Source organism: Psychrobacter immobilis, from assembly GCF_904846065.1.
Classification (GTDB): Bacteria; Pseudomonadota; Gammaproteobacteria; order Pseudomonadales; family Moraxellaceae; genus Psychrobacter; species Psychrobacter immobilis_H.
In genome coordinates, this window is sequence record NZ_CAJGZV010000001.1 from 448552 (window position 1) to 463378 (window position 14827).

Genomic DNA, 14827 nt, shown 5'->3' on the forward strand with positions numbered 1-14827 from the left:
AGTAAGTAGTACTTAGCATCGTGGAGAAAAGAATTTATCATAGTGGTTTTTATGATAAATGAGCGTTTTTTAAGTAATTTAGCAGTTTTTTTAAATTAATTAAAAATAGGTGTTGACACCATCGGCTTTTCCCCTTAATATGTGCACCTCGATAGCAAGGAACGTTAACAAGTTAGTGGTATTGTCAACAACGAGTTAATCAACAAACTATCGTGATAATAGAAATTTCGGAGTGTGGCGCAGTTTGGTAGCGCATCTGGTTTGGGACCAGAGGGTCGTAGGTTCGAATCCTATCACTCCGACCATCTATTTTTAAGAGCCTTACAGGCTTTTTTTTATGTATAATGGTTTAGTTTTAGATTTATTTAAAACTTGCTTTAGTATATAAAAGTCCTCTAAGAGCGCCTGTAGCTCAGCTGGATAGAGCATCTCCCTTCTAAGGAGGTGGCCGCAGGTTCGAATCCTGCCAGGCGCACCATTTAGCCTGCAAATCTTGCCTCATTAGGCAATAGTTATGGCGGTTGTAGCTCAGTTGGTAGAGCCCCGGGTTGTGATCTCGGTTGTCGTGGGTTCGAGTCCCATCAGTCGCCCCATATTTTATTCTGCATTATCCTCTCCTTGTTATACCTCATTATAAAAACCTTATTCTAAATAATAATACTTGCCATGTTTGGCTTTTTTTTGTGCCTGTATGATTGGTTTTAACCTATCTTACCTTCTGCGATTAAAATTTGTAGACTTATCAGCCCTTTGATTGTCTATTGATTTACTGGCCTTTTGTCTCATTTATTTTTATTATGGGTTCTCTTTTGAGATGCTCGTTACCTCTGTACGTGCCTTAAACCTGCTTTGTTATTCTTTAACCGCCTTTATATAGGATAACGAAATATAGAATAACAAAGGCAACGCTTTTAGTGATGCATCATGATAAGGTCTTAAAGCCCGTTGATATATTAGGTCATCCATTAAGAAGTGATCCATTGAAGATGATACGAGTGTTAAGAAAACCAAAGGTCAGTTAAAAAATATATTGAATAGATTAAGTAAGCCTAAGACCGTAGTAGGGATGTGAGTGCTTGTCTGAGATGCGCTGCTATGGATCTTATATTATTGAGGAAGTGATTGATGGACGCATTGAGCGTATTGCTACAAAACGTGCATTTGTTTGAAACCAAGTATTATCGTTTGAATGGGACTGGTAATTGGTCTTATTCCATCACTAGACAAGATACGATTTTGTTTTATTTAGTGATGTCTGGGAGCTTTTGCATCGATGTCGGCAATGGTTTGCGACAGGCGCACGCAGGCGATATGATTATGATTCCCAGTGCTCATAAGCATGTGAGCTATGCCTTAGATCATAATGGTGACGATGCGCTACCGCTAGATGAGTTGCTGACTCATTGTAAGGAAAACACCCTTGATATCGATGGCAACGGTGATCCTAACTCGTCTTTGATATTGATTGAATGCAAGTATGATAAAGAAATGATACGTCCTTTGTTGTCTGTGCTGCCTGCGATTTTGCCTGAAATCAACGATGAGTCTGACGGTAGGTTTGAGGTCATTGATGTCGAGATTAAGCTGCTGACCTTAGAAGCCGAGCGTGAGCGCATGGGCAAGACCGCAATCATCAATCATTGGGCAAGTATTATGATGATTGAATGTTTGCGGGTTTATATTGAAAGTTTGCCTGAGGCCACAGAAAATTGGCTAAAAGCCATGAAAGACCCGTTTTTGACCAAGGCGTTAGCAGCGATGCATCAAGCGCCCAATCAAAACTGGACCATTCATAAGCTGGCTGAAGTCGCAGGAATGTCACGCTCAAGCTTTGCGCAGCGCTTTAAAGATACAGTTGGTATGCCGCCGTTGACCTATCTCATTGATTATCGCTTGCGCTTGGCGGCCCGTTATCTACGCTTGCAGCAAAACAGTATTGGCCGTATCAGTGAGTTGGTTGGCTATGCGTCAGACTCGACCTTTAGTCAAGCATTTAAGCGCGTTTATGGAGTATCACCAAAAGCCTATCGCCAACAATATCAACAAGAAAATATCGCATAACGTATCGTTAATACACCATAAAAGCGTTAAGGTTGCCATTAGGCCCTTAACGCTTTTTTGTTTTCTCATAGCGAAGTATGAGACTTTTATGAAGATATTTCGTCTATGGTTGACAGGTATTGATAGGGAGTATTTTGACGATGGACAGCTGACAATGTGCTTGTGTTCAGGTACTATGGAATAATGAGTCATCTAGGCGCAAACGCTTGTTTTTAGCGTAAGATATGTCACTGTATGGTGGTCAGATCGTTTGTTCTAAATGATATTTATTTTTGCTGCTGATGGTATGTTATGACTGAACCGACCGCAAAGCCACGCGCAGGAGCCAATAGCCAACAAGGCTCAGCTGTGTCCGCTAAAAAACAAAGCGATATGAATCCAAGCAATGTCAAGCATGGTCAAAAAGACAAGGCGGGTGCAACACCTGACAAAGCGATGTTATTGGCACTGTTTACGCTGACAGATATTGAAGAGGTAGGTGTTAAAGAGGTCGTTAAAGGCGCAGCTGATGAGTTGTCTAATACCCATAGCACGGTGCAACAGCCTGCTGCTAGCGAGATGAATATTGCCGAGCAGCGTGTGGCACTGTATCGTACCCAGCATGAGCGTACGCGATTATTATATATGGCATCCGCTGCCACGCGACCTACTTATTTGGTACAAACGCTCAAATCACAATTCGCAGAACATCAGCAATACTTGCTGGCACAGCAGCTTGATAAACGCGGCTTGATGGATACCGATGGATTAGAGCGTCTTTGGCAGCAGCTGCATGTGGTCGATGACATTATCGCTGATATTGTCCGTCATATGCCAGCTCAGCAGCCAGCAGGTTGGCAACTGACTACTCAAGATGGGCGAAATCCGCTATGCTTTGCCACCGTTGGCAAATTAAAGAACAGTAAGCCTATTCGTGATCAAGGCAGTCTAAATAGCTATGTACTTGGGCACTTCGGTGTGAGTAGTTTTACCTATGACCGCGGCTATTATATTGGACATGTCGTTGGCTACTTATTCAGCTGTTATTTTTGTGCCCATCTATCTATTAGCTATGGTGTTACGGCACTTGGTTCGCAGGTTATAGCTGATTACGATTATGCCAGTCTTGAGACGCCATACATGGTTAGACTGCTACAAGGGCTGGATGGCTACTGTAAAAAACGTATTTATCAGTTGGCAGTTATCTGTGCACGATTGAGTGTCTTTGCCAGTGACAAGCGTATCGAGAGAATGCTCATTGCTGAGGTCAACGACTTCGATAAAAAACTGCAGCAGCAGCACTTAGATGTTTTGTTATTGCAAGGTTTGATGCCAGACAGTAGCGATTCTACGCCGCTTTTTTAAGCCATTAAATCTCGATAGACCTCCTTTATAAGTCCTTGTTTATTACCTTTTCTTATTGACCACTTTAGGATATTCGCTGCTATGCCCGCTTATCATTATAAAGCGTTAGATGACCATGGCAGTGTGCAAAAAGGCTTGCTCGAAGGTGATTCTGCTCGACAAGTTCGCCAGCAGCTGCGTGATAAACAATGGACGCCCGTTGAAGTCAGTGCCGTCAATGATAGACAAAACCAGAATAAAAACCGCTATAAAAAACCGTCTGCTTACGAGTTGGTATTGCTGACCCGTCAATTGTCGGTATTATTGGCAGCGGGTATTCCGTTAGAGGAAACGCTTGCCGCCGTCGCCAAACAATCACCAAAAACCCATATTAAATCTCTCATGCTTGCCGTGCGCTCGCATGTATTAGAGGGTTTGAGCTTGGCGCGAGCATTGCAGCAAGCCGCCAGTTTTCCACCACTATATATCGCGACCATTGCGGCAGGAGAAAAGTCAGGTCACTTGGATTTAATCTTGAACCAGTTGGCAGATTACACCGAAAACCGCTTTGCATTGCAAAAGAAAATCCAAGGCGCGATGGTTTATCCGATTGTGCTGATGGTGATGGCAGTCGGCGTGATCATGGGCTTGATGAGTTTTGTGGTGCCCAAAATTGTCAAAGTGTTTGAGCAATCTGAGCAAGCGCTACCGCTCATTACCCAAATTGTTCTTAGCCTATCTAACCTCATTACACAGTGGTGGTGGCTGATGCTGCTAGTATTGGCCGGAACGGCGTTTTTGTTTTATCGTTTCGCGCAGACGCAAGCGGGTAAGTTAGCGATAGACAGCATCGTGCTAAGACTACCGATATTGGCGCGGTTATCAAAAGGGCTGAATGCAGCACGTTTTGCCAGTACATTGGCGATATTGGTACGCTCAGGGGTGCCGTTGATTGAGGCATTGCATATTGGTGCGGCGGTGACGACCAATTTACACATTCAAAAAACCATCATCACTGCGGCTGATAGGGTGACGGAAGGCTCAAGCTTATCGAGTCAATTAGAAAAGTCCAGTTACTTTCCGCCGATGATGGTGCAAATGATTAAAAGTGGTGAAAACTCAGGCGAGCTCGAAAATATGCTCAGCCGCGCCGCCAATATGCAGGAAGCGGAAGCCACTAACTTTATCAGTACCCTATTATCGCTACTTGAGCCGTTGATGCTAGTGCTGATGGGCGTGGTAGTCATGATTATCGTAATGGCAGTGATGCTGCCGATTGTCAATATGAATGATCTGGCAGGATAATGAGCACTTAAGCCTTCTGAGCTTGTGTGCCTCCCGCTCACATTTCTATTGTAGCCATCTTACTAAATATTACGCTAGCTTTCTTAAGATTTGCTTACTGTTGTAGATTGTTGACTGAGTCACGTTTTTATTAGGGTAAAGCCAGCCATCAAGCTATAGTAAGCGTCAGTCAAAAGTTATCCTTATAAATATTACTCGTCATGCTGTGGTTCAATCTGTGGTTCAATATTGATGCTTATAAAAGTCAAGGTTCATAACAATCTACTTGCGATGCTAGGGCGTTTCCTTATTTTAAAAATTGTGATAAAAATGAGATAAATTGCCGTCAAACAAGGAAAGTAGCGCAAATAATATCGAGATATTAACAAGCTATTTGACGATGTTTGGCAAAATTTAGCTGTTTTTAGCCCATTTAGAAAGTAAACGATTGAATTGAGGACACGCCCTAGATAAAAATAAAATCATGGTTTATAGTGATAATCGTTTCAGTGCTCATTAATACGCCGATCATTAATGTTACTTGAACGCCACTTTTCCTATTTACATCACCCTGATGCCAAAAGCGATGATAAAAGCGATGACTATAATTGACAAAATTCAAGTAACTACTATGCCAACAAGTGCTATGAGTGCCAACAAACCAGCTCCTATGAGAGCCAACAAGCCACTGCCTATCCGTAATAACCAGTCTGGATTTACTCTGATCGAGATCATGGTCGTGATTGTAATCTTGGCAATTCTTGCAGGCTTAGTTGTCCCGAAAGTGGTGGGACAAAGTGATAAAGCTCGCGTCAAGACCACTGAAACAGCGCTTGCTACAGTATCCAACGCCCTTGATATGTATAAGATTGATAATTCGCGCTATCCGACTACCGCACAAGGTTTAGAAGCATTAACCACACCGCCAGCAGAGGCCAAAAACTACCCAGATGGTGGTTATATCAAAGGCGGCTATCCAACAGATGGCTGGGAAAACGAGATGCAATATGTCGCCCCAGGCAGTGAAGGTCGTCCTTATGATTTATTCTCGCTGGGTGCAGATGGTCAGCAAGGCGGCGAAGGTCAAGATGCTGATCTTTATGCCCAATTATAAGTACTAGCTTGATGAGCAGTTAAAATATGGGTAGCTAACGATCCCTTACTCCATAGTATATTTATTGGTGACGGTCGCTCTAATGCTCTTAAATATCAACCAATAAGACCTTATTGGTTGATATTTTTATATCAGTAAATAAATGGCGTGGCATTCCATAGATAATGTCAAACCATCCATTTTTCCAACAAGCTATACGTTTGATACCAGTCATATCGCCCCGCTCATTTGTCATTAAAATCAGCCAGTAGAGGTCATTACTCATGTTTACCAACAAACTCAATTTACAAGGCGCCATTACAAATAAACGAGTCTCTAAGTTGTCTCACGCACTTGCAATCATGAGTACTTCATTGATGATAGGGTTGTCGATGGCATCTATGAGCGCTCAAGCTGCAGGTTTGGGCGAGTTATTTGCTAATAACGGTGCCGAAAAATCGAAGTTTTTGCCTGTCGATAAAGCGTTTCAAGTTATCAGCAGCACTAAGGCCACGTCTAAGGGCACGCGCTTATCTATTAATTTTGATATTACGCCAGGTCATTATGTCTATAAAGATCAGCTTACTCTCAGTTTTCCTAAAGGCGTGAGTGCAACCCCTTTTACTTTTAGTCAGTCGCCGGTCTCCATTGACGACCCAACCTTTGGTAAGGTTCCCGTTTTTACCCAAAAAAATATGGTAGCAACCACGACTCTGACTACTAACAATGGTAAAGGCGCAAAAAATGCACCGATTATCATTGGCTGGCAAGGCTGTGCAAAAGCTGGGCTGTGCTATCCGCCAGAGAAAATCAAAACCACGGTTGATATCGCCGTGACACGCAAATAGACCACAAGCCGATCGACTCAAATATTGGTAATAAATAGCATATTAGGTAATAAATAGGTAGCTCTTCATGTCCATCAAGACAATAGAAAAAAAACCATCGCTAACGGTACATCGCTCGTCCAAAAAATCTTATCTACTAGCATTTGCGGTCTCTAGTAGCTCGTTGTTTACAGGACTGGCTGCGATGCCCATGATGACTCATGCGGCAGGGCTGGGTGATTTATTTAGCAGTGATAAAAGTGCGGCACAGACGAAGTTTTTACCAGTCGACAAAGCCTTCCAAGTCAGCGATAGCAGTAAAGCTACCAATAATGGCACGCGCTTAGCCATTAATTTTGACATTACGCCTGAGCATTATGTTTATAAAGCCCAAATCAAACTGACGTTGCCAGCTGGCGTGACCGCTGCGCCTTTTACCTTTAGTCAAAAGCCAGTGTCAATCGATGATCCGACATTCGGAAAAGTACTGGTGTTTGACCAAGCGAATATGGTGGCTACGACGACCTTGAGCAGTAGTAGTGGTAAAAGCGTCAACGATGCCGCCGTGGTGATTGGCTGGCAAGGTTGTGCCAAAGCAGGACTATGCTATCCACCCGAAAAAATTAAAACGACAATTGATATCGCTGCTGCAACGCCACAAATTCCAGGAAATAGCGCCAGTACTTCTACTCAAGAAGCTGCTAACAACAACAGTCTGACAGGTAATGACAATACCGCCGAGTCAAGTGCAACGGTTGCCGATAGTCTTGCAGCAGAGCAAGCGCTGACTGATGATGGGGTGATTGATTATGCCTTGTTGGATGATGAGGCTTTAGATGGAGAGCTTGGCGCTACCAATACGATTTCTGGCGCAGATGAACAAGGCGTCGATGGCACTGCGACAAGTGAAGTGCCAGCAACAACCAATAATACTGTTGCTGGAGCTAATGCCACTGATAGCGATCCTTTTGGTTTGGCTTCTCATCCTTGGTTGGCATTGGTATTATTGTTTTTAGCAGGGCTGGGTTTGGCATTGACACCATGCGTACTACCAATGTTGCCAATCGTTGCCAATATCGTTGCCCGTGAGGAAAACCCAACGGTGAAACGCGGTGTTATTCTCACCACCAGTTACGCTATTGGCGTGGCAACGGCTTATGGTATTTTGGGCGCAGTTATCGCCGTGTTTGGTGAATCATTAGGCATTATCGGCTGGCTACAAAACCCCATTATCCTGATTGGTTTTGCGATTGTATTTGTCCTACTCGCACTATATATGCTGGGTGTGTTTAGTATCCGCTTACCGAGATTTATTAGTAATAAAATGCAAGGCTTGAGTCAAGCAGGGGATAGCAAGCTGGGCAGTACGGGCGGTAGTTTAATCGCGGGTTTCTTATCTGCGCTCGTAGTATCGCCTTGTGTTTCTGCGCCATTGTTTGGGGCACTGCTTGCCGTATCGACGATTGGTAGTCCACTACTTGGGTTTGCGGCTTTATTTATGCTGGGTTTTGGTTTATCCGCACCGCTTATCTTAATTGGAGCCACCCAAGGTAAAATTATGCCGAAAGCGGGCGCGTGGATGAACTGGGTCAAGCAAGGTTTTGCCTTATTACTCTTTGCCGTTGCTTTATTATTAATTGAGCGCGTCTTTATCTCACCCGTGATGCTAATGGTATGGGCGTTATGGTTTATGGTTGTAGCGATGTGGGCGTGGAGTTGGTTGGGTAAAGGTCGTATGCTGACCCAAGCATTAGGGTTAATTGCCGGTATTTGGGCAACATGTTTAATCATCGGCGCGGCGTTGGGTAACGATGATAGCTTGCATCCGCTGGCATCTTTAAGTGCTGCTCCGATGATGCAGACGACTGGTCAGCCAGCCATGAGTAATACAACAGATAAAACCGTCACAACGCTGACTGAGTTAGATGCCATTATCGCCGCCAACCCTAAAGTGCTTGTCGATGTCACTGCTGAATGGTGTATCGAATGCCGTATTATGGATAAAAACTTATTTCATAATCGTCCAGCGCAGATGCAGGATTGGCAGTTGGTGAGACTGGATATAACAGAAACCACTGACGATTCTAAAGCAATCTTAGCGCGCTATAAATTGTTTGGCCCGCCAGCATTGCTGTATTATCAAGATGGTCAGTTGACCAATCAACAAGTAGGTGAGATTGATCGTCCAGAATTTGAGCAAACGTTGACGATGCTTAATAACTGATACTTAATAAAACGAATAAGTCTTTTCTAAAGGCTTAACAATACAAAAGAGCCAATGTACTATTCATACAGTACGTTGGCTCTTTTATTTTTACCAATGGTTACTTATCATCCTGACGCTAAGTATTTGGTTTAGCGTTGATTATTGATATTTACATTGGTATAGGGCAGCGATAAGGCTAGTATAGTACACACATTTTCATTACAATAAAGCAACAATGCTGAAGGCGCATTACTCGTTGTAATTGCTGACTTCTATGTCTGAATGTCATTGGGTTTATTTTAGCGATGACGCTAATGGTCATACTCATTATCTTATATACTCTGCTGGCGATAATGTCAGTTAGATAAAGGACACTTATGTTTTCCCATATCACCGCACAGCGCCGCCCTATGCCTCTTATTACAGCGCGCAAAAATACTTTATTTCAGACAAGAAAGCATTATTTGAATATTGCTGTTGGTCTAGCGCTAACCTGCTTTACCGTGCAAGTCCAAGCTGCCGATAAAACTCAGAGCGATAATGAGTTCCCAGTACCGGAGGCAGCGTTTGAGTTTGAAGATTATCAGGTGTCACAGGATGCCAATACAGCTGCGCAAGATCGCCAAGTAGTCAGTAAAGAATTTATCGCTCAGCAAGCAAAATTGTTTTTTGAATGTACCCAAGTACAGACCAGTGCCGCCCGTTTGGCTTGCTTTGACAAAGTAGCCGAAGAAGGTAAAACGCCGAGCTACACCACAACTAAGCAGCCAGTAGATTTGGCAAAAACCTTTCAAAGTACGCTTTCAGGTAATCCGCAAGTTGTCTTTGTAGAAGAGAAATCTACCATTGCTGGTGCTAATAATGCCGCTACTGACTCAGTTGCGCGCGCGCCTGCTACTAATGAAGGTTTAGACACCGTTGGGCTAACGCAAAGAGAAGCACAAGTTCTAGAAAATGTTGGGGTCACTCAAAAAGATATCGAAAAATATACACCGCTTAGTTTATCCTATGATCTAGATAAAAACAGTGAGCGTGGGACTTGGACCGTCAGACCATACCGACCAACCTATGTATTGCCAGTATTTTATACCTTTGACCCTAACCTAGATCCAAGCACACCGTCACAGGAAACTGAGTCCTTTACTTCTAATGACATACGCAATACTGAACTAAAATTTCAGTTGTCTTTGAAGACCAAAGTTGCCGAAGACTTATTCGATACCAGTGCTGATTTGTGGTTTGGTTATACCCAAGAGTCACATTGGCAAGTTTATAACGAAGACAACTCGCGACCATTCCGTGCCACCGATTATCAGCCTGAAATATTTTTGACTCAGCCAGTGACCGCAGATTTACCTTTTGGTGGTCGTCTTCGTATGCTTGGTGCTGGTGCCATTCATCATTCTAATGGACAAGACGATCCGTTATCACGCTCATGGAACCGTGCTTATCTCATGGCAGGGGCAGAGTGGGGTAAGCTATCAATCGTACCGCGCTTGTGGGCTCGAGTGAATAGTGAAAGCAGCAGCAGTGAAGACAATCCAGATATCGAAGACTACATGGGTTACGGTGATATCAAATTCTTATATGATTTGCCTGATCAACAGAGCCTGAGCGGTACATTGCGCTACAATCCAAGCACCAACAAAGGGGCGGCGCAAGTCGATTATATTTATCCATTATCAGAAAATGTTAATGGCTTTGTGCAGATTTTCCAAGGCTATGGCGAATCTATCATCGATTATAACCACGAAAATACCTCTATTGGCTTTGGTATCGTACTGAATGATTGGAAAGGTTTCTAATATCAGCGCACATTTTGACAATTGTCCATGCGACTTTTAGCGCCTTATCAAACTGGACTATGGCTGGCAGAGTATCTCGATATACGCTGCCAGTTGTGCCGTGTTTATCGCAGCACGCCACAATCTCAGCTATCTCAAAATTACCTCTTATCAAATATTAGTAGCTTGCCAACGGCTGATCCTACACCGCACTCTCTAAACCCCTTGCCAAACGATCCTTCGTTTTTTGCTAATTTGCGCCAGCAATTTAACCACCGTTTTAACAGCGGACTACTTTGCTCACATTGTCATGACAGTATCGCGTGGTTGCCGAAATCCTTCAATGTTGATATTGCTGCTGGTACGGTTTTATCTATCCAAACGGCGACTTATTATGAGTATCCGCTGCGTCAAGCGATCAGAGCTTTTAAGCATCATGAAGACATGACCAAATTGCCGTTATTGTTACATGCTATACGTCAGCTACCACGTCCTCATGGTTGTCATCATGATAATAGCGTGATTATCGCCATGCCAACAACCGAGCAACGACTGGTCAAGCGTGGCTTCGATCCTGTTAGTATTTTATCCGCGCAATTGTCTAAGCATTGGCAGATACCTTTATGGCATGGTGTAAAGCGTATTGACGACACTGTCAGTCAGCAAGGGCTTACACGTGCTGAGCGCCTGAGTAATCTAGACAATGCTTTTGTTTTAATCGAAAAACCTCCTGTGAAACGCTTATTATTGTTTGATGATGTTGCGACCACGGGTGCCAGTTTACAAGCATTGGGACGTACACTGCTTACCTCGGCTGAGACAGTCACCATGTCAGATATTCAAACCAATCATAAATACCATCTTTCTGCCTATGCTTTAGCGCATGGAAATCAGTCTTAAAATCTGTTCCTCTCTATTGATAATCACTAATATGTTGCTAATATGTTGCCTTAACGCTATATTATTAAAATAATATATATTTATTTGTTATTAACTCCCAAAATATTGTGCTTATTACTCAATAGCATTTCTTATAAAATGATATTTTCTAAATAGCTTGCATAACTGTTATAGCTATTATTATTTCTATGCAAAACTTTTGTTAAATATTATGGAACAAAAATTGCATCATTTTTATTAAATAACAATAAAAAGACTGGCAAAAATGATACGAAAATATGAATTCATTGTTAGTTTTTTGGTTCAGTATTGGTATTAGACAAACAATAGTTATTATAAAATTGCCGTTATAAATAGGGATTTGATGTGAACGCATCTACAAATAATCTACCACTTACGCTACGAACAACCAACTCAGGATTTACCCTGATTGAACTGATGGTGACCATTGCAGTATTGGCTATTATTGTCGGTATTGCTGGGCCTAGTATCATCGAGCAATTAGCAAGCAATCAAATAAAAGCAACATCTACTTTAATTCAGACTTCTATCGCAAGAGCAAAAGCTGAAAGTGCTATTTCACGTAGTACTACCACTTGGGCTTATAGTGGCACTAGTAATGATATTAAATTACGGAACAATGAAGGTGTTATTATTACTAGCTATAGCTTAAGTGATAGCAGTGTATTAAGTTTCAATCCTACTACAGCAACGACTCTATCAATTAGTAAAGAAGGCATGATAACAGAAGGTGTCAGCGGTATCATGCCTGCTAATGTAGTAATCAATGTAGGGGATACTAGAGCTGGAGCTACGACACAACGAGTGAGAGTAAATACGAAACGGGCTTTTGAATGTTCAGGGACGAATTGCTAATGGATACTAATCAACAGGGTTTTGGATTAATTGAAGTGATGGTGTCCCTACTAATTTTAGCGATCGCTGTACTAGGTTTTGCAGCTATGCAAGGTCAAGCGATAAAAGCTACCGACGAATCTCTTGAGCGTACTCAATCTTTGGTGATGATGCGAAATATGGGTGAAAAAATAAGACTCAACCCAACAGCCATTAGTGCTTATCAGACTGCAATTAATGCTCCAGCAACCAATGCGCCTGGGAAAAGTTGTGGGCTCTATGGTACTGATAAAACGGCATGCACACCAGTTCAGTTAGCTACCGCTGAAGCTTATCTATATACCGAAGATATGAATAATCATGGATTTACAGTTAATCTGCATCCTTGTCCTAGTACTGGTGGTCAAACGGCTACTAATATTATGTATTCATGGTGCCTAGTTAGTGCGTGGGGTAATACTAGACCTACTATCGGTATTGATAGTAACCCTGAAGGCGGAATGGACTGTTTGACCTCTCAAAAAACCAATGAAGATGACTCGATTACTAAAGGTGGTATATATCATCCAAGCGCGACTTGCATGTTTATGGAGATAACCTAATGAAGCAAAAAAGTTATCCTATATATATAGATATTCGCATGGGTCAATATGGTTTTACTTTGATAGAGTTAATGGTTGCCTTAATATTAGGGTTGCTAATATCTGCAGCAGCATTGCAGATATTCTATACTAGTAGTGTCAATAACAATCGACAAAAAGCGGGTTCGCAGCTTCAGGATAATGCAGTATTTGGTATAGATGGTTTTAGTAAGCATCTTCGAAGAGCAAACTATGGAGCAAACTCAAATGCCACTAGTGGATTTTATTTAAATTATCTAACTCCGCAGGGAGGGGTGGTCCTAACTAGACCTACAGGTACAGCACCTAGTAGTGGATCCACCAGCCCATGGTCTAAATCTAATTTAAACGGGTTAAAAAGTGGCTCTACTGCTTTGCCAACAGACATACTTTCTGCTAATGAATCGATAAATAGTCTGAGTAATATACAAGGGGTCACTAAGAGTGATCAATTGACTATACAATATCAGGCTTATCAAAACGGTATGTTTACTTGTGATGGGGAAAGTGTGGATAAGGAAGACTATGTTGTAGAGCGTTATTTTGTTCGTCGTGATACATCTGTGACGCCAAACAAAAATGGGCTAGCATGTGCTTCGCTTATTTACACTTATAATGAAGCTGATGCTAACAGTGCTGGCATAAACATAACAGCGCCAAATTTAGCTAAGCTCAAAGGAAGTGGCATGATTGTCATTCCTAATGTAGATTATTTTAGGGTACTGCTGGGCACTACTGCACAAGATAATTTTGCTACAGACCCCACGAACTTAGCACTTGTCTATCGGCCCATTCCTTCAGACCCTACTACACTAATGGGACAGCGCATCGTGAGCTTACAAGTTGGTCTATTAATTCACTCTGATACTGCGACAGTATCTAAGCAAGAGAACAATAGCTTGCGATTTAATATATTGGATAAACGCAACCAACAACTTAGTACTTTAGCCGCTAATGATAGTAAATATTTAAGAAATGTATATGAAACTACCACATTAATTCGTAATGCACGAGGTAAGCCATGATATTTACTTCTAAAGGTGACGATATCAAAGGTTCAGAATCAGGCGCAGTACTGATTGTGGTTTTATTAGTACTTATCTTAATAACATTGGTTGGTACTATAGCTATTCAAAGAAGTAGTACTGATTTAAAGCTTGCTACTGCTTCACAAGTTGGAAAGCTGACTTTTCAATCTACTGATGCAGCATTTAATAAACTTGAAAAAGAAGATAGGTCTTTAGGTAAGGGCAATAGTGTTGATAATGTCAGAGGCTATGTAACTAGACCTGGCAAGCAGTATATTGGACGTGAAATCATATTCTGTGTACGACCAAAAACTAATAGGTTTTTTAATCAAAATAAATTAACAGAAAAAACATCTGATGGTACAGGATATATTTCTGGAAAGAAGGATGGGTTTTGCGATGTAGGTGACTCTGAAGATTATGTTGGTGAAAGTCGCACTGTTACTCAAATGACGTTTGCAAAAAGCTCAGCTAACGATGCATTACCTTATAGTCTAGAGGGTGATAAAACATTTACAGATGATCAAGTTTCTCAGACAGGACAAACTCCATTTGAATGTGCGAATTTTGAAGTGTATGCAACCTCGCTGATACCAGCATTCTCTAATGCTGCTACTGCAAAAATAAACGCGTGCCTAAAGACTGTAAATACAGATACTCTAAAAGATAAGTGTGAAGAAAAAGTTAAGGCCGAAAATTCGGATTATGCGACACGTCCTGAATTGTTTATAGAATGCAGTATCGATGCCTGTCTTGAAAATCTTGGCGTACCATACAACACTCAAATGCAAGCTTATAAGTCTAAACCTATTGGCGTGCGCTGCTTAAGCTGATTCCTAGAATTAA

General features: G+C 42.0%; 12 protein-coding genes and 3 tRNA genes. All 15 read left to right on the forward strand.

Translation table 11 applies throughout. The features are described 5' to 3' along the window. Positions 1 to 228 precede the first annotated feature (228 nt). The 15 genes from JMW64_RS01955 to JMW64_RS02025 all read left to right on the forward strand — a co-directional run bounded on the left by JMW64_RS01955 (position 229) and on the right by JMW64_RS02025 (position 14814). Positions 229 to 305, forward strand: a tRNA-Pro gene (locus JMW64_RS01955). 96 nt (positions 306 to 401) lie between these two features. Next, positions 402 to 478: transfer RNA gene (locus JMW64_RS01960), tRNA-Arg, on the forward strand. 39 nt (positions 479 to 517) lie between these two features. Next, positions 518 to 593, forward strand: a tRNA-His gene (locus JMW64_RS01965). A 532-nt stretch (positions 594 to 1125) separates the two neighbouring features. Beyond that, positions 1126 to 2061: an AraC family transcriptional regulator gene (locus JMW64_RS01970; protein ID WP_045452534.1), complete on the forward strand. Its 936-nt coding sequence runs from the start codon at positions 1126 to 1128 to the stop codon at positions 2059 to 2061. A 291-nt stretch (positions 2062 to 2352) separates the two neighbouring features. Continuing rightward, positions 2353 to 3405 carry a hypothetical protein gene (locus JMW64_RS01975; protein ID WP_109591219.1) on the forward strand — a complete coding sequence of 351 codons (1053 nt, stop codon included), beginning with the start codon at positions 2353 to 2355 and terminating at the stop codon, positions 3403 to 3405. A gap of 81 nt (positions 3406 to 3486) precedes the next feature. Continuing rightward, positions 3487 to 4689, forward strand: a complete 1203-nt coding sequence (gspF, locus tag JMW64_RS01980; protein WP_201552596.1) for a type II secretion system inner membrane protein GspF — start codon at positions 3487 to 3489, stop codon at positions 4687 to 4689. 625 nt (positions 4690 to 5314) lie between these two features. Then, entirely contained in the window at positions 5315 to 5782 is a 468-nt protein-coding gene (gspG, locus tag JMW64_RS01985; protein ID WP_406947497.1) for a type II secretion system major pseudopilin GspG, read from the forward strand. A gap of 263 nt (positions 5783 to 6045) precedes the next feature. Next, a complete protein-coding gene (locus JMW64_RS01990; protein ID WP_201552598.1) occupies positions 6046 to 6609 on the forward strand; it encodes a protein-disulfide reductase DsbD domain-containing protein in 564 nt (187 codons plus the stop codon). 67 nt (positions 6610 to 6676) lie between these two features. Further along, positions 6677 to 8812, forward strand: coding sequence for a cytochrome c biogenesis protein CcdA (locus tag JMW64_RS01995; RefSeq protein ID WP_201552600.1), 2136 nt, complete (start codon positions 6677 to 6679; stop codon positions 8810 to 8812). Between the two features lie 359 nt (positions 8813 to 9171). Then, positions 9172 to 10599, forward strand: coding sequence for a phospholipase A (locus JMW64_RS02000; protein ID WP_201552601.1), 1428 nt, complete (start codon positions 9172 to 9174; stop codon positions 10597 to 10599). Positions 10600 to 10626: 27 nt separating this feature from the next. After that, complete coding sequence (locus JMW64_RS14005) at positions 10627 to 11478, forward strand: ComF family protein (RefSeq protein ID WP_227694032.1); 852 nt, start codon at positions 10627 to 10629, stop codon at positions 11476 to 11478. 366 nt (positions 11479 to 11844) lie between these two features. Further along, on the forward strand, positions 11845 to 12354 hold the full coding sequence (locus tag JMW64_RS14010; RefSeq protein ID WP_227694034.1) for a pilus assembly FimT family protein: 510 nt from the start codon (positions 11845 to 11847) through the stop codon (positions 12352 to 12354). Continuing rightward, positions 12354 to 12935: a type IV pilus modification protein PilV gene (gene pilV, locus JMW64_RS02015; protein WP_227694036.1), complete on the forward strand. Its 582-nt coding sequence runs from the start codon at positions 12354 to 12356 to the stop codon at positions 12933 to 12935. The genes JMW64_RS14010 and pilV overlap by 1 nt, the downstream gene beginning before the upstream one ends. After that, positions 12935 to 13978, forward strand: a complete 1044-nt coding sequence (locus JMW64_RS02020) for a PilW family protein (protein WP_201552603.1) — start codon at positions 12935 to 12937, stop codon at positions 13976 to 13978. Before pilV ends, JMW64_RS02020 begins: the two co-directional genes overlap by 1 nt. After that, a complete protein-coding gene (locus tag JMW64_RS02025; RefSeq protein ID WP_109591230.1) occupies positions 13975 to 14814 on the forward strand; it encodes a PilX N-terminal domain-containing pilus assembly protein in 840 nt (279 codons plus the stop codon). Before JMW64_RS02020 ends, JMW64_RS02025 begins: the two co-directional genes overlap by 4 nt. The last annotated feature ends 13 nt before the right edge of the window (positions 14815 to 14827 follow it).